Source organism: Mesorhizobium sp. M0598, assembly GCF_040320865.1.
Classification (GTDB): Bacteria; Pseudomonadota; Alphaproteobacteria; order Rhizobiales; family Rhizobiaceae; genus Mesorhizobium.
In genome coordinates this window covers 86,371-111,889 of the sequence record NZ_JAMYQL010000013.1, presented here as the reverse complement: position 1 = coordinate 111,889, position 25,519 = coordinate 86,371, and the positions used below count along the sequence as shown (strand labels likewise).

The window sequence follows — 25,519 nt, the reverse complement described above, 5'->3', positions numbered from 1 at the left end:
TTTGCGACGAAGTAGTGCTGCGGCGAGCTATGGCGGCGCCGGTTCGAATGATCATTATGTGTGGAGGGCGGTCGCTTAGTTCTCGACGATAAAGGTGCCGTCCGTGTCTTGGTAGACGAACAACTCGACGGCGTCGTGCTTTTGACGGTCGGTCGAGATCGCGACGAAGTCATCCCCTTCCAAGTGAAAGGTAATCTCTTGATCGGTAGATGTGACGCGTTCGATGTGCGAACCGCTTGCTGCGTCACTCATGCGCAGCGACACCTCTGAATAGGCGGTAAGGCCGGTGCCGTCGGAGAAAAGAACAGTAATCCCGTACCCTTCTTCACTTCTTCCAACGGACCGTATCGACTTGCCGATCATTCTTTCTGCGAAGGTTTTCACAGTACTCCTCCCGATCCGTCGTTAGGAGAAACAGGATCAGTCGGTGGCAGGCGAACCTTGGCTTTAGCAATCATCCATTCGACTACTTCAACGGAAACCTCGGGCTGACCTAAGGTAATCGTCATCTTTCCATCAATGTCCGAGAAAAAAATCTCGCCCACTATGTGATTGTCCTGGTCGACGAGCTCCAGGTACATGCCATCCCGTTGAACATCACTGCCAATCGTTGCTTCATAATTCCGCCCGGCCAGTTCAACCATGCCGCCAGTATCTGCGAAAGACGCAAGGCCCGCAATGGATGGAAAGCGGACGCTACAGTCCCGTCGAAAGGCGGCTCTGCAGCGCTTGCACCTCTTCTCGCGAAAGGGGCGCGCTCTCGTCTGACAGGAAGAACAGAACCTCCAAGACGCCCTCGTCCGCAAAGTTGAAGTCGTCGCTCATGATCAGCGCATCGGCAACATAGGCGGCGGCTTGGACCGGGAGCGTGCCGTCCGCCAGCCCGTTAACCAGCACGTCCACATGCCGACGGTCAATGATCGTATTTGGCCCCTCAGTGATGATGACATGCCCCACGGAGCCAGGCTTGGATGCGGCGGTCACGCATTCGGTCACTTCGGCTTCAATCTCCTGCCAAAGCTCGTCCGGTAGTTTTGTCGCCGTTGAGGAAGGATACGAGGGACGAGTGTTGCATTGGCGGAGCTTATGCTGATGGCTACCACGTCCGCAATGGGTCGTTTCCCGCCGTTCCCAGCGGATACCAAAGCGTCAGATACCCACTAAAACGCGCTGACATAGAGGCCGCCGTCCACCGGTATGTTCTGTCCGGTCAGATAGCCGGCATGGACCGAGCACAGGAAGGCGCAGATCTGGCCGAATTCCTCCGGCGTGCCGAGTCGCTTGGCCGGAACATTGGCCGCTGCTTGCGCCTTGCGCGCGGCGGCGGCGGCCGGATCTTCGGGCGTGCCGGCCTCGTGCGGGCCGCGCAGCCGGTCGGTATCGAGTTTTCCCGGCAGCATGTTGTTGATCGTCACATTGCGGTCGATCACCGTGCGCGCGACGCCGGCGAGGAACGAAGTGAGGCCGGCGCGGGCGCCGGACGACAGGTCGAGGCCGGGGATAGGCACATAGACCGACAGCGAGGTGATGTTGACGATGCGGCCGAAGCCGCGCGCCGACATGCCGTCGATCACGGCCTGAACTAGTTCGACTGGGGTCACCATGTTCTGGGTGACGCCTTCGAGGATCTTTTCGCGGTCGAGCGCACGGAAATCGCGAAACGGCGGACCGCCATTGTTGTTGACGAGGATGTCGGGATCGGGGCAGGCGGCAAGCAGCGCCTTCTGGACATCGGGCTTGGATACGTCGCCGACGATTTCGGTCACCTTGACGCCGAATTTCTCGCGCAGTTCAGCGGCGGTTTTGGCCAGCACGTCGGCGTTGCGGCCGTTGACCACCAGATCGCAGCCTGCCTCCGCCAGTGCCATGGCGCAGCCGCGTCCCAAGCCTTTGCTTGAAGCGCAGACGATGGCCTTCTTGCCGCGAATGCCGAGATCCATGGTGGTTTTCTCCTCTGATTGCCGCGGCAACCTACCCGTATGGCTGGACCAATCGCAACCGTCATACGGTTGTTGCATGAATCGGGGCATAGCCTCACCGAAAGCAACGGTGACAAATGATGTCCGGCGCAGAGCTCCGCACTTTCCGCAGCATGTTCATCTCCGACGTCCACCTCGGATCGAAGGCGGCGAAGGCCGAGTTCCTGATCGATTTCCTGCGCCATCACGATGCCGATATCATCTATCTCGTCGGCGACATCGTCGACGGCTGGCGCTTGAGACGGAGCTGGCATTGGCCGCAGAGCCACAATGACGTCGTCCAGAAGTTGCTGCGCAAGGCGCGCAAGGGCGCCAGTATCACCTACATCGCCGGAAACCATGACGAGTTCGCGCGCCAGTTCCAGGGCGTTCATTTCGGCGGCATTGTCGTCGCCGACCGCGCCATCCATGAGACCGCCGATGGCAAACGCCTTCTTGTCATCCATGGCGACCAGTTCGACACCGTCGTCCATAATGCGCGCTGGCTGGCCTATCTTGGCGACTACGCCTATGACGCGGCGATGCTGGTCAACCGCGTCATCACGCGCCTGCGCCAGGTGCTCGGCCTGCCTTACTGGTCGTTCTCGTCCTGGGCCAAGGTCAAGGTCAAGAAGGCGGTGAATTTCATCGGCTCGTTCCAGACCGTGCTGACCGAGGAGGCGCGCCGCTCGCACGTCGACGGCGTGATCTGCGGGCACATCCACCATGCCGCGATCGAAAGCTACGAGGACGTGCAGTACATCAACACCGGCGACTGGGTGGAGAGCTGCACGGCGGTGGTCGAGCATTTTGACGGCCGGATGGAGATCCTGCACTGGGCGCATGTCCTGCCGGAGACTCCGGTCGGCAGCGAGGTGCTCGTGCCGATCGACATCAAGGGCAGGGCAGTCCAGGCGGCTTGACCAAATCCGGCCGCATCTCGCTTCAATCGGTTAGTCCAGCGGTTTCATCGACTTTTTCGCCGTGTTAAGCAGCGGCAGGTGCGGCGGGCCGACCCGGCTGAATGCCGTGCCGACGGATCGCCTGTCAATGTCCTCGCTGCCGCCGCTTTCGCCCGAACAGCTCGTCAAGCCACGCCATTTCGAACTGCGCATGAGCTTGATCTTCTTTACGCTCTTCGTTCCGCTCGGAACGCATGTGCCCTATTTCCCGCTGTGGCTGCAGGCAAAAGGGTTCCACGCCGAGCAGATAGCCGTGATCCTCGCCGCGCCGATGTTCCTGCGCGTAGCGACGACGCCTTTTCTTACTGCGCTGGCAGACAAAGCGAGCGACCGCGCCAATGTCTATGTTGCGCTGGTCGCCGCATCGCTGATCCTGTCCGCCGGCTACCTCCTGCCGCCGACCTACGCAACGGTACTTGCCGTGTCGCTGGCCCTGACGGTCGTCTGGACGCCGCATTCGCCGATAGCCGATTCGCTCGCCCTTTCAGGTGTTCGCCGCTTCGGCTCGAATTACGCAAGCATGCGCAAATGGGGCTCGATCTCCTATCTCTGCGCCAATCTCGCCGGCGGTTTCATCCTGTCGGCGAGCGGTGCCCAGGCTGTCCCGGTGATCATCTTCGCGGCGCTGTGTGCCGCGCTAGCCGCCGGACTGATTGCGCCGCGCCTCGGCCGTCCACGCCGCGCCTCGCCGCTTTCGGCCGCCGATATCCAGCAATCGGCACCGAAACTCCTCAACCGGTACTTCCTCTATTTTTCGACAGGCGTCGGCGTCATCACCGCCAGCCACGCATTTCTCTACGGTTTCGTGTCGATCTACTGGAAGTCGATCGGCATCAGCGATTCGGTTGTCGGGCTTCTGTGGGGGTGGGGCGTCGTCGCCGAGATATGCATGTTCGTCGTTTTCACCCGCGCTTTCGCCTCCTTCTCGGTCGTCTCGATCATGCTGATTGCCGGGATTGGCGCGATCGTGCGCTGGTTCGCCTTTCCGCTGATCTGGCCGCTTGGGCTTGGCGTTGGCGGGTTTTTCGCGATCCAGATGCTGCACGCGGTTTCTGTGGCGCTGGTGCTGATCGGCCTGCAAAAGATGATCGGTGAGACGGTCGAGGAAGAACGCACCGGGGCGGCGCAAGGCATCGCCTACTTCTCCAATGGCTTCTTCATGGCGGCGGCGACGCTGATTTCCGGTCCTCTTTACGACCGCTTCGGCGCGAATGGCTTCTTTGCGATGATCCCGATCGCCCTGACGGGCCTGGCTCTGATCGGGCTTGCCGCGCGTTCAGCCCCACAGCGCCCGCTCGGGCGGTGACACCAGCGAACCTTGGTAGACGAGACCGGGAACGCGGTCGCTGGCCAGCAGCAGCGGACCGTCGAGATCGACGAAATCGGCATCCTGCGCCAACAGCACGGCCGGCGCCATCGCAAGCGATGTGCCGACCATACAGCCGACCATGACACCAAGACCCAGTTCCCGGGCGCGGTCGCGAAGCACGAGTGCAGCGGTCAGGCCACCCGATTTGTCGAGCTTGATGTTGACGGCGTCGTAAAGGCCGACAAGCGCTTCAAGGTCCTTCGCCTCGTGCACGCTTTCGTCGGCACAGATCGGTACCGGATGTGCGATGTGGCGAAGAATACCGTCATGTCCCGCCGGCAGCGGCTGTTCGATCAAGGCGATACCGTGCTCGGCGGCAAAGGCGAGGTTTGCGACGATATTGTCGTCATTCCAGCCCTCATTGGCGTCGAGAATGATTCGGCTGTCGGGTGCTGCCGCCGTCACTGCACGGATGCGCGCGATGTCGTTGTCGCCGCCGATCTTGACCTTGAGTAGCGGGCGCTGGGCGTTAGCGCGGGCCTGCGCCGCCATCGCCTCCGGCTCGGCGAGCGACAATGTATACGCCGTCTCAAGCGGTCGTAACGGAACGGTTCGTATCGTATGCGCCACGGGTGTTCCGCTGATCTTCGCTTCCAGGTCCCAGAGCGCGCAGTCGATGGCACTGCGTGCCGCGCCGGCAGGCATGGCATCGAGCAGGGCGATGCGGCTGATGCCGCGCGCGATCTCGCTGCGCATCGCCTCGATCGCGTCGCGCACACCCTCCATGGTTTCGCCATAGCGCTTGTAAGGGACGCATTCGCCGCGTCCTGTACGGCCGTTTTCGGTGATGGCGCAGGAAATCACCTCCGCTTCGGTCTTCGAGCCGCGCGAAATGGTAAAGGTCCCGGCTATCGGAAAGCGCTCGGCCTCGACCGAAATGACACGCGCCATGTTTTTCTGCTCCAGCTGTGCGACAAGGAGGATATCGGCAAATCGACAGGTCGGCCCCGTCAGGCTAAACAGGACGCCATGTTGACCATCCGCAAACGCGACGCAAGCGGCCCTGCCAAGGAGCCCGACCACCAGCCGCGCATCGCGATCGGCGAGGAGGGCGGCGTTCTCGGCTGCGCTTTCTCGGGAACCTGGACGACGCGCACCGTGGCGCTGGTCGATGCCGAGATGCGCAAGATCGAGAAGCGCAGCGGCTTCAAGACGCTGGCGCTCGACCTTTCACAAATCGAGAAGATGGACACAGCCGGGGCGTGGCTGATCGACCGCCTGGTCAGCAGCTTCGAAAAGAAGGGCGTCGAGATCACGATGCAGGGGCAAAGCGAGATTGCCTCGATCCTGCTTGGTGCCGTCGGTGATGCGGTTCGACGCGAGCCCGAATCAGGTCCGGCAAAGCTGCCCAACTTCATCATTCGCGGGCTCGAGGCGGTTGGCCGGCGCGTTTATGAGATGCGCGACGATTTCCTGGCCGCAATGAATATCCTCGGCGCCACGATACGCGGCTCGCAGATGAAGCTTGGCCGTGGCCATGCCGTCAACATGGCGGCGATCTTCAACCAGATCGATCGCATGGGTGTCGGCGCCATACCGGTAGTCGTGCTGATGTCGGCCATCGTCGGTGCGATCGTCGCCCAGCAAGGCGCTTATCAGCTCAGCTATTTCGGCGCCGACATCTTCGTCGTCGACCTGGTCGGGGTGCTGATCCTGCGCGAGCTCGGCGTGCTGATGACGGCGATCATGATCGCCGGCCGCTCCGGCAGTGCGATCACCGCCGAGATCGGCTCGATGAAGATGCGCGAGGAGGTCGATGCGCTGAAGGTGATCGGTCTTAATCCAATCGGCGTGCTGGTGTTTCCGCGGCTGGTCGCGCTGGTCATCGCGCTGCCTTGCCTGACGATCGTCGCCAACTTTGCCGCGTTGGGCGGCGGCATTTTGGCTGCATGGCTCTACTCCGATATTGCACCGGCAGCGTTCATCGACCGGCTGCGTGTCGCAATCGACCTCAGCACCATCTTTGCCGGCCTGATCAAGGCGCCGTTCATGGCCATGATCATCGGCATAATCGCCTCGGTCGAGGGCATGAAGGTTGGCGGCAGCGCCGAATCGCTTGGCCAGCATGTGACCGCCTCAGTGGTGAAGTCGATCTTCGTGGTCATTATCCTCGACGGGCTTTTCGCCATGTTCTATGCAGCGATCGAGTTCTGAGATGGCGCTGCCGGGCACAAACACGACCAAGGTGGCGGCGAAAGCCAAAGAAGACGAGATCGTGCTGTCGGCGCACGACGTCACGGTGTCGTTCGCCGATCAGGTCGTTCTCGACAAATTATCGCTCGATATCTGGCGCGGGGAGATTCTCGGCTTCGTCGGTGCCTCCGGTGCCGGCAAATCTGTTCTCTTGCGCACCATCCTTGGCTTGACGCGCAAGCAATCGGGAACAATCAAACTGTTCGGGGTCGACGTCGAGAGGGCAACCGAAAGGGAGCGCCTTCGCATCGACATGCGGCTTGGCGTGCTGTTCCAGCATGGCGCCCTTTTTTCGGCGCTGACGGTCCTCGAAAACGTCCAGGTGCCGATGCGTGAATATCTCGATTTGCCGAAGAAGCTGATGGACGAACTTGCCATGCTCAAGGTCGAGCTGGTCGGATTGCCGCCGGAGGCGGCGCAGAAATTCCCCTCCGAGCTCTCCGGCGGCATGATCAAGCGTGCTGCGCTGGCGCGCGCTCTGGCGCTCGATCCGGATATCGTCTTCCTCGACGAACCGACTTCCGGGCTCGATCCGATCAGCGCGGCTGAGTTCGACGAATTGGTCGTCAAACTGCGCGATACGATGGATTTGACCGTGTATATGGTCACGCACGATCTCGACACGCTGTTTACGGCGTGCGACCGCGTGGCGGTGCTCGGCAACAAGAAAGTGCTGGTCGAGGGCACGATCGACGACATGCTCAGGAGCGAGGAACCTTGGGTAAAATCCTATTTCCGCGGAAAACGCGCCCGGCAACTTGATCTTGCGGCGCGCGCATAGCCATAAGTGAGCAATGGAAACCAGGGCCAACTACGTCATTGTCGGCATTTTCACGCTGGCCGCGATCCTCGCGGCTTTCGCTTTCGTCTATTGGACGGCGGCAATCGGCGAAAAGGGTGAGACGACGGTGCTGCGCGTGCGCATTCCAGGCTCCGCTTCGGGGCTCGGCCGTGGCAGCTTCGTGCTGTTCAATGGCGTCAAAGTCGGCGACGTGCGCCGTGTCTATATCGACGTCGACAATCCGACCGCTGCTATCGCCGACACCGAAATAGACCGGAATACGCCTATCACCAAGTCGACGCAGGCCGATATCGGGCTTGCCGGCCTCACCGGCCAGGCCAACATCGAGCTCAAGGGCGCCGACCCCAAAGAGCCAAAACTTCTCGACGAGGCGGAAAAGGAAGGCCGTGTCGCCGAGATCGTTGCCAACCCGTCGGCGGTCACCAATCTGCTACAGACAGCGCAGAACATCTTCACCCGCGCCGACAAGGTCCTTTCGGAGCTCGAAGGCTTCACCAAGGATGTTCGCGGGCCGCTGACGCAGACCGTCAACAATGTCCAGACCTTCTCCGATGCACTGGCCAGGAATGCGGACGGCGTCGACAAGTTCCTGGCCAGCGTCAGCTCGCTGGCGGACGAACTGAAGGGTGTTTCGGGCAAGCTCGACGGCACCCTGAAGGCGGCGGAAGGGCTACTCAACGCCGTCGACAAGGACCAGATCAAGAGCATCGTCGCCAATATCGACACGGTCACTTCCAACCTCAAGGAAACCAGCAAGCAGTTCGACACGGTCATCAAGAACGTGGACACCGCGGTCGGCTCGATCAACGACTTCGCCCAGAAGACGCAAGGCACGCTGGCCAAGGTCGACGGCGTTCTCGACGGCATCGATCCGGCTGAGGTTCGCACCGCGCTGGCCAATATCCAAAAGGCCAGCGAAAACGCCAACGAGGCTGCCGCCGACATCGCCAAGGTGACCAACAAGTTCGCCAACCGAGCCGACGACATCGATGAAACCATCAAAGACGCGCACCAGCTCGCAGGACGCCTCAACGATGCCTCGGTGCGAGTCGACGGTATCCTTGCCAAGGTCGACAAACTGCTCGGCTCCGGCCAGGCCGACGGCGTCATGGCCGATGCCAGGGCGACGCTCAAATCGTTCAAGCAGGTCGCCGACACGCTGAACGCCCGCCTCGGCACCATCACCGACAATCTGGCGCGGTTCTCGGGGCAGGGGCTGCAAAACGTCGAATCGCTGGTCCAGGACAGCCGTCGTTCGATCAACCGCATCGAAGAGGCGGTGACCGACCTCAGCCGCAATCCACAGCGGATCCTGTCCGGCGGCGAGGGTGAGGTCCGGCAGTTCGACGGCAGGGTGCGCCGTTGACTTCGGCCTGCGCCCACCGCAAGAACATAGCTTGCGGATGCGCGTTGTTTCCACGATCCGGGGGGGATCGCGTTTGAAATCGATCAGTTCAGGCAGCGTCAGATCGAGTGGGTTCAAGACCGGAGCGGCACTGCTGGCGCTTTCGCTCGCCGGCTGCGCGGCGCTGGGCGGCAAGCCGGCGCCGCTGGATACGTTTGAGCTTTCGGCGCCGTCGCTGGAAGCGCGTGCCCACAGCCGTCGCCAGATACTCATCGCTCAGCCATCGGCGCTCAAGGCGCTGGACAGCCAGAACATCGTCATTAAGCCATCGCCGCGATCGATCCAGTATCTCAAGGGCGCGCAATGGGCCGACCGGCTGCCGATGATCGTACAGGCGCGGCTGGCAGAGACGTTCCAGCGCTCGGGCAGCTTCACCGGCGTCGGCAAGCCAGGCGAGGGGCTGGCGATCGACTATCAGGTGATCGTCGAGATCCGCTCGTTCGAGGTGCGTGTCGATGGCGGCGAACATGCCGAGGTCGAGCTGTTCGTGCGCCTGTTGAATGACCGCAACGGTGAAGTGCGCGCTTCGAAGACGTTTAGCGCCATCGCGCCCGTTTCGGGCAATGGCAACCAGGCCTATGTCGGCGCGCTCGATGCCGCGTTCGGCGATGCGGCCGGGCAAATCGTCCGCTGGACCGACACCGTGATCTGACATAGCCGGAACTGCCGGCACGGCACTCTACAGCGCCAATGGAATTCAGTACGGCATAAAAAAGGCGGGAAATCCCGCCTTTTCGTTTGTTCTCTGTCGCCCGCTTAGTGCAGGCGGCCGCTGGCGTGGGCCAGCATGGTGTAGACCTTGCCGGTATCCGACGTCAGGTAGGTCTGTGTCATGATGTTGTCGCGGTCGTTGCGCGACACGTCCTTGAGCAGCTTTTCGAAATCGTCACAGTAACGATCGACAGCAGCGCGGAACTCCGCCTCCGACTGATATTTGCGGCGGATCTCGTCGAACGTCTGCTGGCCCTTCAGCGTGTAAAGTCGGCGCGTGAAGACATCGCGCTCGCCGCGCCGGTAGCGGTTCCACAGCTCGATCGAGGCATCGTGATCGATGGCGCGTGCGATATCGACCGAGAGCGAGTTCAGCGATTCCACGACATGAAGCGGCGACCGCGCAGCGGGAGCTGGGCGCGGCGCTTCGGCAGGCGCTGCCGGCTTGGCGTCGTCTTCGCGTGATGCACCGGTCAGGAGGTCACGCACCCAACCGCCCTGCGGCGTGCGGCCGTTGGGGTCGCGCTGGCGCGGCGCTTGGTCTGCGGGACGTTCGAGGTCGAGCGTGCCGCGCAGCGCCGTCTCGCCCGAAGGCGCCTGCGGTGCACGGCGCTGTTCGGGAGCCGGAGCCGGGCGACGTGGCGGTTCGGCGGGGCGTGCGGCAGGCGCTTGCGGCGCCGGACGCAGGTTGCGCTGTTCCGAACCGTCGGCGCTGCGGCCAGATTTCGCAACGATTTCAGAAAGTTCCTTCAGCGCGTTGATCTGCTCTGAAACGGCACGGCGGATAGCCGTGGTTGATTCCTTTGCCTCTTCCGGCATCTCGATGACGCCTTTCTTAAGCTCGGCCCGGGTGAGGTCGAGCTCGCTCTTGATCGAGCCGGCGGTACGCCGCATCTCCTCGGTCGCATCGGCAAAGCGCTTGGTTGCCGAATCGACCACTTCGGAAATCGCGGTACGGATCTTGTCGGCGGATTCCAGCGTCTTGCCTTCGGCGTTCTGCAGCGTCTGGCCGACCAGATTCTCGAACGAGCGCATGACCCTTTCGAGATCTTCCGATTTCTTGACAAGACCGACGGCAAGGTCCTCCAGCGACGATTGCCTTTCGAGCGTGTGCTCAAGATTGCTCTGGGCCGAGCTCAACAGGTCCGAGGCACTGGAAAGCAACCGGCTGTGCTCGTCGAACTTGGTGGCGATTGAAGCAACCTCGCGCAAGGTCGACGACGACAGCTCGGTGAGCCGCGTCGTGTTCGAATCGACCAGACGCGCCGAACTGGCGAAGGTCTGCGCGGTCTTTTCCGTGGTCGCCGCGAAGCTTTGCGTGCTCCCGGTCAGGCGTTCGTCGACCTGGCCGAGATTGGTCGCCGCCTGCTCGATCAACTGACCGAGCTGCGAGCTGGAGGTGGTCATGCGGCCGATGAGGTCGGCAACGCTGTCGGCAAGCGTCGAGCGCGCGCCTTCGACGGCCGACAGGGTTTCGGCCGTACGGTTGGCGAGGGCGTCGACGAGGGCGGCGTTTTGAGTGCGCAGCTTCTCGGTCGCACGTTCGGTGACCTCTTCCATGCTCTTTTGCAGCTCGGAGCCGCCCTGGGCGAAGCGCTCGACCAGAGGCCGTGCCGTCTCGTCCAGGATTTTCGATATTTCGGCCGAACGTGCCGCAAGCATCGTATTGAGCTCGCGAGTATTGGCACCGATGGTCTTTGCAGCGTCATTGGTGCTCTGGCCGATATGCTGGCCGACCGCGGTGAAGGTTTCGGCGATCGAGTTGGCGCGCGAGACCAACTGCGCCGCGGCATTCGAGACCTGTTCGTTGAGCTTTTGGCCCATTGTCTCGGCGGAGTAGGCGAGGCGGTTCTCGACGCTGGCGACCTGCTCCTCGACGCGGACCGCTGTGGCGGCGGCACTCGATGCCAGGCGTTCGTCGGCACCGGCAAGCAGTTGCTCGATTTCACGGGCATGGACGGCGAGTTCCTGGCCAGTCTGCCTGGCGCGTTCGGCAACCCGCTGCTCGGTGCTGGTGAAGGCACCGACAATGGTGTCGGCATGTTCGCCGATTGCGGTGCTGCTGCCGGCGATACGGGACACCAGGCGATGATCCGCCTCCTCGAAGATGCGGCCGATCTCGGACGCACGGGCCGAAAGTGCTTCGGAGCCTTCGGCAATGCGCGAAATAAGTTGCTGGTCGGCGGCATCGAAAATGCGACCGAGATCCGACGCGCGTGCCGCGAGCGCTTCGGCGGATTCGCCGATGCGCACGCCCAGCCGCTCGTCGGCCGTTTCGAAATTGCGCAGGATGTCGCCGGCACGTGCCGCCAGCGACTGGGCCGTTTCGATGGCGCGAGAGACCAGCCTGTGGTCCGCCGCGTCGAAGGTGCCGGCAATCTCACTTGCTCTGGCTGCCAGCTGATCGGCCGTTTCCTGGGCACGCGCGAGCAAGCTGTTCGACGTGTCGTCGACGCGGGCAATCAGTGCGCTCGACGTATCCTCGGCGCGGGCGGCGAGGCGACGATCCGCCTCTTCAAAGGTGCGGGCGATGTCCTCCGCCCTGGCGAGCAGGGCGGCCGAGGTCTGCTCGGCGCGCTCGGCGATCTTGCGGTCGGCATCGCTGAATGCCGCGCCCGCCTGCTCATGCAGCGCGCTGGTAACTTCCATGACCTTCTCGCGCAGCGCGCCGGCGACGAAGACCGCGCTTCTTTCGAGCACACTGCGCACGTTGTCGACACCCGTCGACAGCGCCCGCTCCATTGTGCTGGCGCGCTCTTCAATGATGCCTGTCTGCCGGCTGAACGCCTGCTCGATCTTTTCTACGTCGGCAGCGATGGCATCGGAGATGTCGGTGCTCCTGGCGGCGATCTGGTCGATATGGCCGGACAGCGAACGGTCGACATCCTTGCGCGTTTCGGCGAGCCTGGAGAGATCGTCCTGCAATGCGCGGGTCAGCATGTCGCGGCCCTCGCTCAGCTTGCCGACATGACCGGCGACGATCTCGTCGACCTCGCTGCGGCTCGTTGCAAGCCTCTCCAGGTCGGCTTCCAACGCGCGCCTGAGGATGTCGCGGCCTTCGGCCAGTTTCTCGACCTGACCGGCAACCAGCCCGTCGATGCTCGAGCGGCTTTCGGCCAGCTTGGCGAGATCGTCCTCGAGCGCCTTCGACAGGGTCGAGCGGTCCTGGACGAGCTTCTCTGCGTGGGTTGCGACAAGGCTGTTGACGTTGCCGAGATCGGCTTCCAGCGCACGCGAAAACTGCGCGCGATTGTCGGTCAATAGCTGCGACTGATCGGCGATGGCGCCCCTGATCGTGCTGAGATCGGCCTCCAAGGCGCGCTTGAGGATGTCGCGGCCTTCGGCCAGCTTCTCGACCTGGCCGGAAACCAGTCCGTCGATGCTCGAGCGGCTTTCGGCCAGCTTGGCGAGATCGTCTTCCAGCGCGCGCTTGAGGATGTCGCGACCCTCGGCCAGCTTCTCGACCTGGCCTGCGACCAGCCCGTCGATGCTCGACCGGCTCTCTGCCAGCCTGGCAAGATCGTCCTCGAGCGCCTTCGACAGGGCTGAACGGTCCTCGGCGAGCTTGTTCATATGTTCGGAGACGACGCCCCGCACGGTCTCGAGATCGGTCTCCAGTGCCCGCGACAGCTGACCGCGATCCTCGGCCAGCTTCTCGGATTGGCCGGCGATGACATCCTTGACAGTGCTCAGATCGGCTTCGAGCGCACGCTTGAGGATGTCGCGGCCCTCTGCCAGCTTTTCGACCTGGCCGGCAACCATCACATCGATGCTCGAGCGGCTTTCGGCCAACTTGGCGAGATCGTCTTCGAGCGCCTTCGAAAGGGTCGAACGGTCTTCGGCGAGCTTGTTCATGTGATCGGAGACAACGCCCCGCACAGCCTCCAGGTCGCTCTCCAGTGCCCGCGACAACTGGCCACGGTCTTCCGCCAGCTTTTCAGACTGGCTGGCGATGACGCCCTTGATCGCGTTCAGGTCCGATTCAAGCGCGCGCTTGAGGATGTCGCGGCCTTCGGCCAGCTTCTCGACCTGGCCGGCAACCAGCCCATCGATGCTCGACCGGCTTTCGGCCAGCTTGGCAAGATCGTCTTCAAGCGTCTTCGAAAGCAGGCTGCGGTCATCGGCGAGTCTGCCAGAATGATCGGCGATCAGGCTCCTGATGTCGGACAGGTCGTTATCGAGTGACTGGGAAAGCCCGCTGCGGTCTTGCGCCAATTTCGCCGAATGCGCCTCGATGAGGCCATTGATGCCGGCGATGTCGGCTTCCAGCGCACTGGCGAGTATGGCGCGGCCCTCGGCGACCTTTTCGACCTGACCGGCGACGAGGCCGTCGATGCTGGCGCGACTCTCTGCCAGTTTGCCGAGGTCGGCCTCGAGCGCGCGCGAAAGGATGCTGCGGCCCTCGGCGAGCTTGCCTACATGCCCGGCAACCATTTCATCAATTATCGTGCGGGCTTGCACGAGTTTTCCAGAGTCTTCGTTCAAGGCCTGGGCAAGCCTGTTGCGACCCTCTTCAAGGCTTTCGAGATGGCTGCCCAGCGAAGCGTCGATCGCTGCGCGCGATTCGTTGACCTTGCGCAGATCCTCTTCAAGGGCGCGCGAGATCAGGCCGCGGCCTTCGGCTAGCTTCTGCACCTGGTTAGCCACCGCTGCGTCGATTTCGGCGCGACCTTCGGCGAACTTCGCCAGATCGGCCTGCATTGCCGCCGCCATCCGGTCGCGGCTTTCGGAAAGCTTGCGGCTGTGGTTCTCGACGGCTTCCTCGATGCCGGCGCGAGCATCGGCAAGCCGCTCGATGTCCGTATCGAACGAACGCGATACGACATGGCGCGCCGCTTCCATGCGCCCGGCGAAATCGCCGGCGCGGGCTTCAAGCATGGTCGAGGTCGATGAAATGATGTCGGCCATGTCGGCGCCGATCTGGGTCTTGCCCTGATCGATCATCGCCGACAGCGTCTCCTTGCTATCCTGGAAGGTGTGGGCGATTTCGCGGGCGCGCTCGACCAGCGTCTCGTTGATCTGGCGTGCGCGAGCCTCCAGCGCGGCGTTGAGCTTCTGCGTGCCGGTGTCGAGCGCCTCGGCGCGGGTCTGGAACTCGCTGATCAGCGCCTGGCCACGTTCGGCAAGCGTCCGCTCGATGCCGTTGAGGCTGGCTTCGAATTCCGAATTGAGTGTGCGGGCGGCACCGCCGAGCAGCGACACCATGCCGCTCGTGCGGTCGTCGAGCAGGTCGGTCAGTGACCGCGTCAGGCCATCGGTGGTGTCCGTCAGCTTGGCGATCCGGGTGTCGAGCAGGCTGGCGAAGGCCTCGCCCGACGTCGACAGCCGATCGGTGATCGATTCGAGCCGGCCTTCCACCGAATCGAAGATCGACATCGAGCTTCCGTTGATCCTGTCGATCAGCGTGTCGCCGGATTCGTTGATCGTCATCGACAGCTTGGTCGAGGCGTTGAGAATGCTGTCGCGAATGATATCGCTGGCGGCGTTGATCTCGTCTTTCAGTGTCTCGTGGGCGCCGGTGATCGAGGCGCGCACGCGCTCGGCATGGGTGACGACCGCTTCGCGCTCGCTGCCCAGCCCGTCGACCAGCGAGCGGATGCGGGACTCGTTCTCTGAATAGGAGCGCTCGATCTGGTTCACCTCGCTGTGGACCAGCGTTTCGAGCTCGACGGCACGCGCAAGCGTGCGTTCGATGCCTTCGCCCATGGCTGCCACCTCGCGGCGAACCGCTTGGCCGATCATCATGACGCGATCCTGGGCAAGATTTTCCGGCTCGGCCAGACGGAAGGCCACCTCGGTCATCGACTGCGCGGCAAGGCGCATCTCCTGAGCGCGGCGAATCATCACTGCGAATGCCCAGAACAGGATGACGGGCACGATTGCCGCGACCGCCAGGCCGATCAGCTCCGGACGGGCGAAAAACTGATCGAAGGTGCGGATGTTCCAGATGCCAGGTCCGAACAACAGGTTCGCAAGGCCGCCAGCGCCGGCGATCCAGGCCAGCGAAACGAAAGCCACGACCCAGTAGATCGTGTTCGAGGCGCGCCGATTGAGGGTGTGCAGGAGCGTCTTATAGTCTTTTTGACGATCGTCGTTGGCCGGCGAGAAAGCTGCCGGCTGCGAGCCATTGCGCGTTGCGACAGGACGCAACTCAGCCGGCTTGGCCTTTGGCGCGGGATTTGCGATCTGGCTTTGATTGGCGGCAGGTGCCGCGTTTTGGGTCTGGTCCGGGGCAGGGGCTTCGTTCTGGCTGCGACCTTCGCGCGCCAGCTCGTCGGCGGCTTGCGATATTTGCGCTTCGAGATCTTCCATGGATGCAGCCATGTCGAAGTCGCCGCCGGCATCGCCGCTCAGATCGATCTCAAGTGCCTTTTCAAGTTCCCTGGCTACGTCGCTGTCGAGCGTTCTTGTCGTCGTTGGTTTCTTCGCCATGCCTTCGCTACCCTGTACAAGCTGCCGCGGGACTTATGGTTCTGCTTATTGATTCTGCCTAGCGTGTCCCGCGCAGGAGGCTGAAAATGGACCTGTCGTATCGTAATGACACAGCCGGGTAAAGAAAACATGCATTCCGCCCGATACGTAAAACTTTAAATATAAGGTTAACACAGCCGTGATTCCGGCGCCGTTATCGCGACATTTTTCCGGGCCAATCATTAACCCGTTGTCCACCGGATACGCCTAGCTTTTGCGGCGGTCGAAGAACGGAGTCTCAAAGTGATACGTGGCGAAAACGGCATTGCCTTCTCGATGCCCGGCGGCGACGTGTCGGGGACAGCCGGGGCCCGGCCGATCGACCTGGCGCATCTTGCGCGCCAGACGATGGGCGATCGGAGCCTCGAGCAGGAGGTGCTGGCTCTGTTCGTGCAGCAGGCGCTGTCGGTGCGCGACAAGATCGTCGATGCGGATGTCAGGCAGCGGCTGCTATTGGCACACGGGCTCAAAGGCTCGGCGCGCGGGGTCGGCGCCTTCGCCATTGCCGATTGCGCCAGCGCGATCGAATGCCGGCCCGAAGACGCCAGCACGCTGAAGCGGCTTGGCTCGCTGATCGAAGAAGTGCGCGACTTCGTCGCCGCCATCAGCCGATAGCGCTTATTCCCAAAACGCCACACAGCGGCGCTTTGGCGCCGCAGTTGACTTGTCCGGCAGAGTGATTATGTCGGCTCAGACTCCCTTCAGGTGACAAATGACCAAGCTGACCTTCATCGCCCATGACGGCACGCATTTTGACGTGGATGCCGAAAACGGCTCGACCGTCATGGAAAATGCGATCCGCAATGCGGTGCCGGGAATAGAAGCGGAATGCGGCGGCGCCTGCGCCTGCGCGACCTGCCATGTTTATGTCGACGAAGCCTGGACGGCGGAGGTCGGCGAGCCGGAAGCCATGGAAGAGGACATGCTGGATTTCGCCTACGAGGTCCAGCCGAACTCGCGGCTGTCATGCCAGATCAAGGTGCGCGACGCTCTCGACGGGCTGGTCGTGCGCGTGCCGGCCCGCCAGGGCTGAAGCCGATTTTTGCGGCTGCCGCTTGGCAGCGGACCAATGGTCATGCAGTGTCGCGCCGTTTTCCCATAAAGGCGCATGCTTCATGACCGCTATCACCAAGACGGACGTACTCATTGTCGGGGCAGGGCCTGTCGGCCTGTTTGCCGTATTCGAGCTCGGCCTCTTCGACATGAAGTGCCATCTGATCGACATACTCGACCGGCCCGGCGGGCAATGCGCCGAACTCTACCCGGAAAAGCCGATCTACGACATTCCGGGCTGGCCCTCGATCTCGGCGCAAGGCCTGGTCGACAAGCTGCTTGAGCAGATCGCGCCGTTCAAGCCCGAATTCACCTATAGCCGCATGGTTTCGAGCCTGGAAAGGCTGGACGACGGCAGCTTCCGCGTCATTACCGACGAAAACGAGGTGTTCGAAGCCAAAATTGTGGTGATTGCCGCCGGCGGCGGTTCGTTCCAGCCGAAGCGGCCGCCGATTCCAGGCATCGAACCCTATGAAGGCAAGAGCGTGTTCTACTCGGTGCGCCGGATGGAGGACTTTCGCGGCCATGACCTCGTCATCGTCGGCGGCGGCGATTCGGCGCTCGATTGGACGCTGAACCTGCAGCCGGTCGCCAAGAGCGTGACGCTGGTGCACCGGCGGCCCGAATTCCGCGCAGCGCCCGACAGTGTCAACAAGATGTATGCCATGCAGGAGATGAAGCAGCTGGAATTCCAGGTTGGACAGGTGACTGGCCTGACCGGCAGCGACGGCCAGCTAGTCTCGGCCACGATCAAGGGGCCGGAGGGCGATGTCGAAGTGCCGTGCACGCGGATGCTGCCGTTCTTCGGCCTGACGATGAAGCTCGGCCCAATCGCCGAATGGGGGCTCAACCTCCACGAGAACCTGATCCCGGTCGACACCGAAAAATTCCAGACGTCGGTTCCCGGCATCTTCGCCGTCGGCGACATCAACTGGTACCCCGGCAAGCTGAAGCTGATCTTGTCGGGCTTCCATGAGGTCGCTCTAATGGCGCAGGCAGCCAAGCGCATCATCAGCCCCGGCGAGCGCATCGTATTCCAGTATACGACCTCGTCGACCAGCCTGCACAAGAAGCTCGGCGTGGTCGACTGAAGCTCGCCGGATTTCGCCGGACAGGTCTATTCGGCCAGGGTTGGGGCCACAGCCTCGGCATGGCCGCGAAGCGTTTTCTCCGGCATCAGCCAGAGCGTGATGAGCGACAACAGCAAGATCGCGGCCGCGGCAAGAAAGATCATCACGAACGGCATGGCCGAGGCGATATGGCCGGCCGGCTGCGTGCCTTCGCTGGCCAGCGGCAGCCCGTAACCAAGGGCGACGGCACCGAGCATAGCGACGCCAAGCGCGCTGCCCAGCGAGCGCAGGAAGGTGAGAACGCCGGTCGCCACGCCAAGGTGCATACGATCGACGGCGTTCTGGACCGAGACGGTGGCAACCGGAAAGGTCGTGCCTGTGCCCAGGCCTACGCAGGTCGTCAACACCTCGACGAGCAACAGTGAGGCATGCCCGGCGACCAGGCTGAGCACGCCGAGGCACAGGATCGAGAAAACAGTTCCGATCATGGCAATGCGTTTATAGTGAAAAAAGCGCGGGATCATTCGCGCGCTGAAGGTCGCACCGGCCACCGTGCCGAGCATCAGCCCAAGCAATGCGGTGCCCGATTGACTGACCGACAGGTCGACGACCGATTGCAGGTAGACCGGCAGATAGACCGACAAGCCGACATTGGCGGCCTGCAGCAGGAACATCGACAATGTGCCGGCGAGAACGATCGGATTGCCGAGCACTTCGAGCGAGATCAGCGGTTCGGCCGCGCGCATGAGCCGCAGCGCGAACGCGCTCCAGAACACCGCCGAGCAGGCGAGCAGTCCAAGGATTTCAGGCGACAGCCACGGATACTCGCTGCCGCCCCAGTTCAAGGCAAGCAGCAGCAGCGAGGTGGCCGCGACCAGAAGCAGCGCGCCGAGGCCGTCGATGCGGTGATGTTTTGCGGCGATCGGCAGCTTCTTGAGCGGGTTGTTGATGATCGCCATGGCCAGCAGGCCGAGCGGAATGTTGATCCAGAAGATCAGCGACCAATGCAGATGTTCGGCGAAGGTGCCGCCGAGCAGCGGCCCGGCGATGCTGGCGACGGCCCATGTGCCCGAGATCCAGGCGGCGTATCGGGCCCGCTCGCGCGGCGGCACAAGGTCGCCGATTACGGTCTGCGTCAGAGCGAACAGGCCGCCGCCACCGGCGCCCTGGATCGCCCGGCCGACAACCAGGACCAGCATGTTAGTAGCCGTGGCGCTGACCAGCGAGCCGGCGAGAAAGATCAGGATTGCAGCATAGACGGTCGGCCGGCGACCATAAATATCGGAGATCTTGCCGTAGAGCGGCGCCACGGCGGTCGCGGTCAGAAGATAGCCGGTCACGATCCATGGCAGATATTCGGCATGCCCGAGCAGACGTGCCATCGTCGGCATCGCCGGCGCGACGATGGTCTGGTCGAGCGCCGCCAGCAGCATCGACAAAAGCACGCCGCCGATGATGGCGTTTTTCTCGGTTTCGGTCAGCGGCGCGCTGGTTTCCACCATCGTTTGCTTGTCGACAGCCTGGTCCATATCCGTTCATCCATTATGCCTGCGTGCACGTCCGCGACGGGCTGGGAAGCATCTAGTACGCCGATTGGCGTTTGCCGGAGGCTGATCCCTGCGAACCTGGCATATGTCGTTCGCTATAGGCCGATTTCGACAGCGGCTCGAAAGTTTTCCGAAGCTGGCACTATGTTTCGGCAAAATTGGCTTTGTCCGACGACGCGGAGTTCAGCCGGGAGCGAGTCGGCCGTTCTCAATGCGCTCGATGCGATAGTGCAAAAGCCGCAGGATGCGGCTTTGGAAATTGGCGCTTTCGACACGATCGAAGCGCATCTGGTCCTGGTCGTGTTTGGCAAGCATGGCCGCAGTGATTTTTGCGGCCTTGGCCTTTGCCAGTTCGCAGGTCTTTTCCGGGTAGCTCGCCTTCAAGGCGTCTTCTAGTTCGCGGCCGTGGTTCTTGGCAATCTCGACGTGGCGTTCCTCATGGCGCTTGATGTCGGCGGACAACGTATCCCAGAACAGCCTGACGCCGGCATCGGCTTTGCGCGGGCGGCGCCACTCAGGAAGGATGACCTTGACCTTGACGGTGACGACAGCGTCGGCAATCCAGCACGAGCCCGGCTTTTGCGCATAGCTGACGCGGGTGGTGAACGCCATCTGGGTAGCTCCCGGATGCCGCGACCCGGTGCTTTTCACCTGAGGCCCGAGTTTCGACAGCTGGGTCTCGATGTCGTCGAGCGTCCTGCCGCCGATCGGGAAATAACTATATGTCTTGACGAGAGTTGCAGCGCCGGCCGGGAATGCGGTCAGAGCGAGCATCAGGGCGCAAAGGAGGGATCGTTTCATCGTGTTGCCTCTTTCCCCACCTTGCTTTACCGCCGTCCTCGGCGCAACGGAATTGATCCCCCGCCACGCCGCGGGATCGAACATGGTTGATGGGCAATGATGACAGGGCGATGGCAGTTGGCGCACGGACGCCATCTCGACCTTGGCGGCAAGGCCGTGGTCGTCGGCATCCTCAACATCACGCCGGACAGTTTTTCCGACGGCGGCCTGTTCGATGCGCCGGAAAAAGCCGTGGTTCAGGCGCGCCGCATGGTCGAGGAGGGGGCCTCCGTCATCGACATCGGCGGAGAATCGACACGTCCCGGGGCGTCTGCGGTCTCCGCAAACGAAGAGCAGGCTCGCATATTGCCGGTCATCGAGGCGCTCGCGACGTCTGGCGGAACGCTGATCTCGGTCGATACCTATCGCGAGGATACGGCCCGGCTTGCCGTCCAAGCCGGCGCGCATATCGTCAATGACGTCTGGGGCCTGCAGCGCGAACCGGGCATTGCCCGCGTCGCGGCCGAAACCGGCGCCGGGCTTGTCATCATGCACACGGGACGGGACCGGCAGAAATTGCCCGACGTGATTGCCGATCAGCTCTTCTTCCTCAGGAAGTCGCTGGAAATCGCGCGGCGGAGCGGTGTTGCCGACGACCACATCGTGCTCGATCCGGGCTTCGGCTTCGCCAAGGAGACGGCAGCGGAAAATCTTGACCTGATGGCACGGTTTTCCGAGCTTCATGCGCTGGGTTTTCCACTGATGGCCGGCACATCGCGAAAGCGCTTTATCGGCACCGTCACCGGCCGCGACGCAGCCGCAAGAGGCGCCGGGACCGCGGCCACCAGCGTTATCCTGAGGCTCAAAGGCGCGCATCTCTTTCGCGTCCACGATGTCGCAATCAACGTGGATGCGCTGGCCATCGCCGATGCTATGCTGGCACGTGAGATCGGGGAAAGCTGAGCCATGTACGTCATCCGCATGAAGAACTGCGCCTTCTTTGCCCGGCACGGTGTGCTGGACGAAGAAGAGACGCTCGGCCAGCGCTTTTATGTCGATGCGGCACTCACGGTGGATCCCGGGCGGGCGCTGGTCGAGGATTCCATCGAGGACACCGTTAATTACGGCATCGCCTTTGCGGTCATCGAGAAGATCATTACCGGCGAACGGCGCTTTCTGATCGAAGCGCTGGCGCTCGAAGTGGCGAGGGCGCTAACGGCGCGGTTTCCGCAGATCAAAAAGGCCGAGATCACCGTGCGCAAGCCGAACGCCCCGGTGCCGGGTGTGCTCGATCATGTCGAGGTGACCGTTGTCTGGCCAGAATAGTAACAACAACAACACCGTCTATCTCAGCCTTGGCGGCAATCTCGGTGATCCGGCGAAGTCGATGGCTGCGGCACTGGGCATTCTGGATGCCAACGAGAGAACGCGCGTCGTTGCCGTTTCGTCGCTCTACCGCACGCCGCCCTGGGGCAAGCTCGATCAGCCGGATTTCCTCAACGCGGCGGCCGAAATCTCGACCGCGCTCGCGCCACGGGCTTTGCTCGACGTTTGCCTCGACGCCGAGCGAAAACTGAAGCGGGTGCGCGAGGAGCGCTGGGGTCCACGCCTGATCGATATCGACATTCTGGTGTTCGGCGACCGCATCATCCACGAGACCGGACTGGAGGTGCCGCATCCGCGCATGCTGGAGCGCGCCTTCGTGCTGGCGCCGCTGGCAGAAATTGCGCCGGAGCTTGTGGTCGACGGCAAGAGCGTATCGGAGCGGCTGGCCGCCGTCGACACATCGGGCATTGAACGGCTGCCGTCAGGCCGGGATTGGTGGAAAACCTGACGCTGCCGCCATCGGTGCCTGAAATCAGCCGGAGAACCCACCTCCGTCGAGGAACATTTGTTCGTCCGGTGTCGTCTCGCGGCCAAGCATCCTGTTTCGATGCGGAAAGCGGCCGAAGCGCTGGATGATGTCGCGATGCTCGATCGCATATTTCAGATAGATCGGGGCTTTGGCGGCGGTAAGCTCTACCGATTTGAGCTGATCGGCGAGGTCCTCCGAATGCTCATAGGGCAGATAGAGAAAAACGCGGAGCTCTTCGTCGAGTGCCAGGTCATGGCCGGCAGCGATCGCTTTCCCGGCGAAATGCCGCGCCAGCGGGTCCGTGGCGTACATGTGGCCGGTGGCGCGAAAGCAGTTTCGCGGAAACTGGTCGAGCAGGATCATCAGCGCCAGCGACCCTTCGGCGTGTTCGGACCAGCCGTCGCATTCGCGGCGGGCGGCGGCAAAGTGCAGATCGAGAAACCGGGTGCGGAAGTCGGCATCAAAGGCGTCGTTCTTCTCGAACCACGCGTCCTCCCCGGCGTCGCGCCAGAATCTGGTGATGGAGACAGCGCGCTCGTCCAGTTCGTTCATCATTCGCGTCTTTCCAACGTTTAATCGGCCGGTTCGGATTTCTGCAGCACGCCGGCGGTCTCCTCGTTGAGCGCCTGGCCCACGCGCCGTGGCGTGCTGAGCGGCGTCGGGATGGGGGTGCCGATATTGCCTTTGAGGAAGCGCCGCCCGGCGCGGATGCCTTCTGCCTGTTGAAGTTCGAAACGGGCAGCATCGCGGTGGCGGACGTCCTCGACTACCTCGGCGACCTCTTCCGGATCGACGCCGAGAGCTTCCAGTGTCGAGCCGCCGAAGACAAGCGCCGATTCGAACGTCTCGCGGAGCTGATAGTCGACGCCGGCACGAATGAGCTGCAACGCCGTGCCGCGGTCGAAAGCCCGCGCCAGCACCGTCAGCAACGGAAACTCCGCCTTGATGAGCTCGGCGATGCGCACGGCGGCATCGGGCTTGTCAACGCAGATCAGCACGGCGCGTGCGCGCCCGGCGCCCGCGGCACGCAGGATGTCCAGCCGCGTGCCGTCGCCGTAATAGACCTTGAAGCCGAAATCGGCCGCCGCCTGGATCATCTCGACCTCATTGTCGATGATCGACACATCAATCCCGCGCAACAAAAGCGGCTGGCTGGCGATCTGGCCGAACCGGCCAAAGCCGATGATCAGCACGCTGCCGGTCAGGCCTTCGGCGACATCGACGCCTTCAAGCGACTGCTCGTCGCGTGGCGTCAGATACCGCAATGCTATGATCGCTAAGGGCGTCAGCACCATGGAAATGATGACGATGGCGGTCAGCATCGCATTGGCCTGGCTATCGATGATACCGACAGCCGCCGCTGCGGAATAGAGGACGAAGGCGAATTCGCCGCCTTGCGCCATGAAGACCGCGCGCTCGAGTGCTTCCCGGTGGCCGGTTTTGAGAATGCGGGCGACGATATAGATGCCGATCGCCTTCATCATCATGTAGGCGACGACATAGATGGCAATGAGCTGCCAGTTGACGACGACCACATGCAGGTCGAGCGACATGCCGACGGCGAGGAAGAACAGTCCGAGCAGAATGCCGCGGAATGGTTCGATGTCGGCCTCCAGCTGGTGGCGGAAGGTCGATTCCGACAAAAGCACGCCGGCCAGGAAGGCGCCCATCGCCATCGACAGGCCGGAAAGCTGCATGGCGAGCGCCGACCCGAGCACGACCAGAAGGGCGGCTGCGGTCATCACCTCACGGGCGCGCGCATCCGCCAGAATACGGAAGAACGGATTGAGCAGATAGCGTCCTGCAAGCACCAGCCCGACGATCGCGGCAAGGCCGATGCCGACCTCCGTCAACCGATCCGACAGGCTCATATCGGCGCCGCCCGGCGCGAGGAAGGCGATCAGCGCCAGCAATGGCACGATGGCCAAGTCTTCCAAGAGCAGGACCGAGACGATGCGCTGGCCCTTGGGCGTGGCCAGTTCGCCGCGTTCTTCCAGCAATTGCATGACGATTGCCGTCGAGGTGAGCACGAAACCGGCGCCGGCGACGAAGGATTGCGCGATAGGAAAACCTCCCGCCAGCCCGACGGCGGTCAGCAGGACCGCGCAGACGCCGACCTGCAGCGCGCCAAGCCCGAAAATCTCGCGGCGCATGCCCCATAGCCGTGACGGCTGCATCTCCAGCCCGATGATGAACAGGAACATGACGACGCCGAGTTCGGCGACATGAAGAATGGCTTCCGATTCGGAAAAGATGCGCAGCCCGAACGGACCGATCACGACGCCGGCCGTCAAATAGCCGAGGATGGAGCCAAGTCCGATGCGCCTGAAGATCGGCACCGCAACGACGCCGGCGGCGAGCAGCGCCACCACCTGGATCAGATCGCCGTTCGATGCCTCTGCCGCCATGCCTGCCGTTCCGCTCTCCTGGGAGTCAAGCGGCCAAGATAGGGGCTTCGGAGCGGATCGAACAGTGCGAATCCGGCGCGTTGTGAAGGCGATATTGCAGGCGCACTGCACAGGATAATGGGCTCCCGGGCGTTGCTTCAGGTTGCGATTACCAAGGGTCCGGCCAAGGCAGCCGACCTCGGGGCCAAGGTCCAGGCGGTCACAACCAAGTACCAGGGCGGCACGACAGCAGCCGAGGCCTGCAAGGCCTATGACGAAGTGATTGCCGCGATCAAGGGTTGAGCACCCATTTGCATATCAAAGAGGGCGGCGCCGTTTGGTTGCCGCCTTTTTCACGCCGAAAGCTCAGTTCGGAGTTATGGAGCCGACCTCGACTGCATCGACCCGCTTCAACTTCATGCCGATGACCGGGACCAGCTGCTGGTCGACGCGCACGGCAACGGTCACCGTCATCGAATTGTCGTCGGGGACAAGCGCCTGCATAACGCCGCGCAACTGATTGCGATTGATGGTGAAAACCACCTTGTGCGCATCGACGACATTGCCGCCGATAATGTCGAGGCCGGAGCCGGCGGCGCCGCCCATAAAGCTGCCCTTGTAGCCCTGCCGGCCCTTGTGTTCGATCGTTGCCGACATCTGCTGGGTGAACATGCCTACCCGGCAGCCGCCGTCGAGCGACATGCCGACCTTGCCGTCAGGCGTCGAGCCGATGAAGCTGCAGGTGAATTTCGTGCCCTTGTATTTGCCGGCAACGATTTCCCCGGGGCCGACCCATTTGCCTTCGACCGACCGAAAGAACTGCTTGTCCGGTTCCGCCGCCGAGGTCTTTCCGGCAATGCCGACGGTTGCGACAAGCGCGAGCGCCACGGGCAGCCCGCTGGACAGAATAACGCTTTTCATCGACGACACCCGGCAACAAAGAGACTGGTTGGACG

24 protein-coding genes are annotated in these 25,519 nt (G+C 62.7%); 13 read left to right on the top strand and 11 right to left on the bottom strand.

Features of this window, described 5'->3' with window-relative positions; all coding sequences use genetic code 11:
- Positions 1 to 75: 75 nt before the first annotated feature.
- The 4 genes from NKI59_RS18235 to NKI59_RS18220 form a co-directional block, all read right to left on the bottom strand.
- The gene (locus NKI59_RS18235; RefSeq protein ID WP_352568772.1) at positions 76 to 384 is read right to left on the bottom strand and encodes a hypothetical protein; all 309 of its coding nucleotides are present in this window, start codon (positions 382 to 384) and stop codon (positions 76 to 78) included.
- Positions 381 to 644 carry a hypothetical protein gene (locus NKI59_RS18230; protein WP_352568771.1) on the bottom strand — a complete coding sequence of 88 codons (264 nt, stop codon included), beginning with the start codon at positions 642 to 644 and terminating at the stop codon, positions 381 to 383. Before NKI59_RS18230 ends, NKI59_RS18235 begins: the two co-directional genes overlap by 4 nt.
- Positions 645 to 696: 52 nt before the next feature.
- On the bottom strand, positions 697 to 996 hold the full coding sequence (locus NKI59_RS18225) for a hypothetical protein (RefSeq protein WP_352568770.1): 300 nt from the start codon (positions 994 to 996) through the stop codon (positions 697 to 699).
- A gap of 164 nt (positions 997 to 1,160) precedes the next feature.
- On the bottom strand, positions 1,161 to 1,940 hold the full coding sequence (locus NKI59_RS18220; RefSeq protein WP_352705791.1) for an SDR family oxidoreductase: 780 nt from the start codon (positions 1,938 to 1,940) through the stop codon (positions 1,161 to 1,163).
- Positions 1,941 to 2,092: 152 nt separating this feature from the next.
- Here NKI59_RS18220 and NKI59_RS18215 point away from each other — a divergent pair, with 152 nt between their 5' ends.
- Positions 2,093 to 2,881: a UDP-2,3-diacylglucosamine diphosphatase gene (locus tag NKI59_RS18215; RefSeq protein WP_036245071.1), complete on the top strand. Its 789-nt coding sequence runs from the start codon at positions 2,093 to 2,095 to the stop codon at positions 2,879 to 2,881.
- Positions 2,882 to 3,008: 127 nt separating this feature from the next.
- A complete protein-coding gene (locus tag NKI59_RS18210) occupies positions 3,009 to 4,226 on the top strand; it encodes an MFS transporter (RefSeq protein ID WP_352705789.1) in 1,218 nt (405 codons plus the stop codon).
- Here NKI59_RS18210 and dgcA read toward each other — a convergent pair.
- The gene (gene dgcA, locus NKI59_RS18205) at positions 4,197 to 5,180 is read right to left on the bottom strand and encodes an N-acetyl-D-Glu racemase DgcA (protein ID WP_352705786.1); all 984 of its coding nucleotides are present in this window, start codon (positions 5,178 to 5,180) and stop codon (positions 4,197 to 4,199) included. The two genes, NKI59_RS18210 and dgcA, sit on opposite strands and share 30 nt — an antisense overlap.
- Before the next feature lie 78 nt (positions 5,181 to 5,258).
- On the opposite strand from dgcA, the gene NKI59_RS18200 reads away from it, so the two are divergent.
- The 4 genes from NKI59_RS18200 to NKI59_RS18185 are packed head-to-tail and all read left to right on the top strand — an operon-like array spanning position 5,259 to position 9,341.
- Positions 5,259 to 6,443 (top strand): ABC transporter permease, encoded by a 1,185-nt coding sequence (locus NKI59_RS18200; protein ID WP_352705784.1) that lies wholly within the window; start codon positions 5,259 to 5,261, stop codon positions 6,441 to 6,443.
- 1 nt (position 6,444) lies between these two features.
- Positions 6,445 to 7,263 carry an ABC transporter ATP-binding protein gene (locus tag NKI59_RS18195; protein WP_352682936.1) on the top strand — a complete coding sequence of 273 codons (819 nt, stop codon included), beginning with the start codon at positions 6,445 to 6,447 and terminating at the stop codon, positions 7,261 to 7,263.
- Between the two features lie 13 nt (positions 7,264 to 7,276).
- On the top strand, positions 7,277 to 8,650 hold the full coding sequence (locus NKI59_RS18190) for an MlaD family protein (protein WP_352705781.1): 1,374 nt from the start codon (positions 7,277 to 7,279) through the stop codon (positions 8,648 to 8,650).
- 37 nt (positions 8,651 to 8,687) lie between these two features.
- Positions 8,688 to 9,341, top strand: a complete 654-nt coding sequence (locus tag NKI59_RS18185) for an ABC-type transport auxiliary lipoprotein family protein (RefSeq protein ID WP_352502487.1) — start codon at positions 8,688 to 8,690, stop codon at positions 9,339 to 9,341.
- A gap of 104 nt (positions 9,342 to 9,445) precedes the next feature.
- On the opposite strand, the gene NKI59_RS18180 is transcribed toward NKI59_RS18185, so the two are convergent.
- Positions 9,446 to 15,832, bottom strand: a complete 6,387-nt coding sequence (locus NKI59_RS18180) for an apolipoprotein A-IV repeat region-like domain-containing protein (protein WP_352705779.1) — start codon at positions 15,830 to 15,832, stop codon at positions 9,446 to 9,448.
- A 285-nt stretch (positions 15,833 to 16,117) separates the two neighbouring features.
- On the opposite strand from NKI59_RS18180, the gene NKI59_RS18175 reads away from it, so the two are divergent.
- The 3 genes from NKI59_RS18175 (at position 16,118) to NKI59_RS18165 (ending at position 18,015) form a co-directional block, all read left to right on the top strand.
- The gene (locus NKI59_RS18175) at positions 16,118 to 16,486 is read left to right on the top strand and encodes an Hpt domain-containing protein (protein WP_292660938.1); all 369 of its coding nucleotides are present in this window, start codon (positions 16,118 to 16,120) and stop codon (positions 16,484 to 16,486) included.
- Positions 16,487 to 16,583: 97 nt separating this feature from the next.
- Positions 16,584 to 16,904, top strand: coding sequence for a 2Fe-2S iron-sulfur cluster-binding protein (locus NKI59_RS18170; RefSeq protein WP_023674833.1), 321 nt, complete (start codon positions 16,584 to 16,586; stop codon positions 16,902 to 16,904).
- An 82-nt stretch (positions 16,905 to 16,986) separates the two neighbouring features.
- Positions 16,987 to 18,015: an NAD(P)/FAD-dependent oxidoreductase gene (locus NKI59_RS18165; protein ID WP_352455681.1), complete on the top strand. Its 1,029-nt coding sequence runs from the start codon at positions 16,987 to 16,989 to the stop codon at positions 18,013 to 18,015.
- A gap of 26 nt (positions 18,016 to 18,041) precedes the next feature.
- Here NKI59_RS18165 and NKI59_RS18160 read toward each other — a convergent pair whose 3' ends face one another.
- A complete protein-coding gene (locus tag NKI59_RS18160; RefSeq protein ID WP_352705777.1) occupies positions 18,042 to 19,523 on the bottom strand; it encodes an MDR family MFS transporter in 1,482 nt (493 codons plus the stop codon).
- Between the two features lie 201 nt (positions 19,524 to 19,724).
- Positions 19,725 to 20,342 (bottom strand): DUF922 domain-containing Zn-dependent protease, encoded by a 618-nt coding sequence (locus NKI59_RS18155; RefSeq protein ID WP_023674836.1) that lies wholly within the window; start codon positions 20,340 to 20,342, stop codon positions 19,725 to 19,727.
- A gap of 96 nt (positions 20,343 to 20,438) precedes the next feature.
- Here NKI59_RS18155 and folP point away from each other — a divergent pair, with 96 nt between their 5' ends.
- Genes folP through folK form a run of 3 tightly spaced genes read left to right on the top strand, consistent with a single transcriptional unit; the run spans position 20,439 to position 22,155 of the window.
- Positions 20,439 to 21,284: a dihydropteroate synthase gene (gene folP / locus NKI59_RS18150; RefSeq protein WP_352705775.1), complete on the top strand. Its 846-nt coding sequence runs from the start codon at positions 20,439 to 20,441 to the stop codon at positions 21,282 to 21,284.
- Between the two features lie 3 nt (positions 21,285 to 21,287).
- Positions 21,288 to 21,647, top strand: coding sequence for a dihydroneopterin aldolase (gene folB, locus NKI59_RS18145; protein WP_023674838.1), 360 nt, complete (start codon positions 21,288 to 21,290; stop codon positions 21,645 to 21,647).
- Complete coding sequence (gene folK, locus NKI59_RS18140) at positions 21,631 to 22,155, top strand: 2-amino-4-hydroxy-6-hydroxymethyldihydropteridine diphosphokinase (RefSeq protein WP_352705772.1); 525 nt, start codon at positions 21,631 to 21,633, stop codon at positions 22,153 to 22,155. The genes folB and folK overlap by 17 nt, the downstream gene beginning before the upstream one ends.
- 24 nt (positions 22,156 to 22,179) lie before the next feature.
- Here folK and NKI59_RS18135 read toward each other — a convergent pair whose 3' ends face one another.
- Both NKI59_RS18135 and NKI59_RS18130 read right to left on the bottom strand, forming a co-directional pair.
- Positions 22,180 to 22,728: a DUF924 family protein gene (locus tag NKI59_RS18135; protein ID WP_352448961.1), complete on the bottom strand. Its 549-nt coding sequence runs from the start codon at positions 22,726 to 22,728 to the stop codon at positions 22,180 to 22,182.
- A 20-nt stretch (positions 22,729 to 22,748) separates the two neighbouring features.
- Positions 22,749 to 24,584: a monovalent cation:proton antiporter-2 (CPA2) family protein gene (locus NKI59_RS18130; RefSeq protein ID WP_352705770.1), complete on the bottom strand. Its 1,836-nt coding sequence runs from the start codon at positions 24,582 to 24,584 to the stop codon at positions 22,749 to 22,751.
- A gap of 117 nt (positions 24,585 to 24,701) precedes the next feature.
- Here NKI59_RS18130 and NKI59_RS18125 point away from each other — a divergent pair, with 117 nt between their 5' ends.
- Positions 24,702 to 24,866, top strand: a complete 165-nt coding sequence (locus NKI59_RS18125) for a hypothetical protein (RefSeq protein WP_352705769.1) — start codon at positions 24,702 to 24,704, stop codon at positions 24,864 to 24,866.
- A gap of 63 nt (positions 24,867 to 24,929) precedes the next feature.
- Here the strand turns inward: NKI59_RS18125 and NKI59_RS18120 are convergent, their stop codons facing one another.
- Complete coding sequence (locus NKI59_RS18120; protein ID WP_352448740.1) at positions 24,930 to 25,484, bottom strand: hypothetical protein; 555 nt, start codon at positions 25,482 to 25,484, stop codon at positions 24,930 to 24,932.
- Between the last annotated feature and the right edge of the window lie 35 nt (positions 25,485 to 25,519).

Coding starts and splice junctions, on each gene's coding strand:
- NKI59_RS18230 (WP_352568771.1), bottom strand. CDS start 644: ATGGTTGAACTGGCCGGGCGGAATTATGAAGCAACGATTGGCAGTGAT.
- NKI59_RS18220 (WP_352705791.1), bottom strand. CDS start 1,940: ATGGATCTCGGCATTCGCGGCAAGAAGGCCATCGTCTGCGCTTCAAGC.
- NKI59_RS18215 (WP_036245071.1), top strand. CDS start 2,093: ATGTTCATCTCCGACGTCCACCTCGGATCGAAGGCGGCGAAGGCCGAG.
- NKI59_RS18210 (WP_352705789.1), top strand. CDS start 3,009: ATGTCCTCGCTGCCGCCGCTTTCGCCCGAACAGCTCGTCAAGCCACGC.
- dgcA (WP_352705786.1), bottom strand. CDS start 5,180: ATGGCGCGTGTCATTTCGGTCGAGGCCGAGCGCTTTCCGATAGCCGGG.
- NKI59_RS18200 (WP_352705784.1), top strand. CDS start 5,259: ATGTTGACCATCCGCAAACGCGACGCAAGCGGCCCTGCCAAGGAGCCC.
- NKI59_RS18195 (WP_352682936.1), top strand. CDS start 6,445: ATGGCGCTGCCGGGCACAAACACGACCAAGGTGGCGGCGAAAGCCAAA.
- NKI59_RS18190 (WP_352705781.1), top strand. CDS start 7,277: ATGGAAACCAGGGCCAACTACGTCATTGTCGGCATTTTCACGCTGGCC.
- NKI59_RS18185 (WP_352502487.1), top strand. CDS start 8,688: ATGCGCGTTGTTTCCACGATCCGGGGGGGATCGCGTTTGAAATCGATC.
- NKI59_RS18180 (WP_352705779.1), bottom strand. CDS start 15,832: ATGGCGAAGAAACCAACGACGACAAGAACGCTCGACAGCGACGTAGCC.
- NKI59_RS18170 (WP_023674833.1), top strand. CDS start 16,584: ATGACCAAGCTGACCTTCATCGCCCATGACGGCACGCATTTTGACGTG.
- NKI59_RS18165 (WP_352455681.1), top strand. CDS start 16,987: ATGACCGCTATCACCAAGACGGACGTACTCATTGTCGGGGCAGGGCCT.
- NKI59_RS18160 (WP_352705777.1), bottom strand. CDS start 19,523: ATGGACCAGGCTGTCGACAAGCAAACGATGGTGGAAACCAGCGCGCCG.
- NKI59_RS18155 (WP_023674836.1), bottom strand. CDS start 20,342: ATGAAACGATCCCTCCTTTGCGCCCTGATGCTCGCTCTGACCGCATTC.
- folP (WP_352705775.1), top strand. CDS start 20,439: ATGATGACAGGGCGATGGCAGTTGGCGCACGGACGCCATCTCGACCTT.
- folB (WP_023674838.1), top strand. CDS start 21,288: ATGTACGTCATCCGCATGAAGAACTGCGCCTTCTTTGCCCGGCACGGT.
- NKI59_RS18135 (WP_352448961.1), bottom strand. CDS start 22,728: ATGAACGAACTGGACGAGCGCGCTGTCTCCATCACCAGATTCTGGCGC.
- NKI59_RS18130 (WP_352705770.1), bottom strand. CDS start 24,584: ATGGCGGCAGAGGCATCGAACGGCGATCTGATCCAGGTGGTGGCGCTG.
- NKI59_RS18125 (WP_352705769.1), top strand. CDS start 24,702: ATGGGCTCCCGGGCGTTGCTTCAGGTTGCGATTACCAAGGGTCCGGCC.
- NKI59_RS18120 (WP_352448740.1), bottom strand. CDS start 25,484: ATGAAAAGCGTTATTCTGTCCAGCGGGCTGCCCGTGGCGCTCGCGCTT.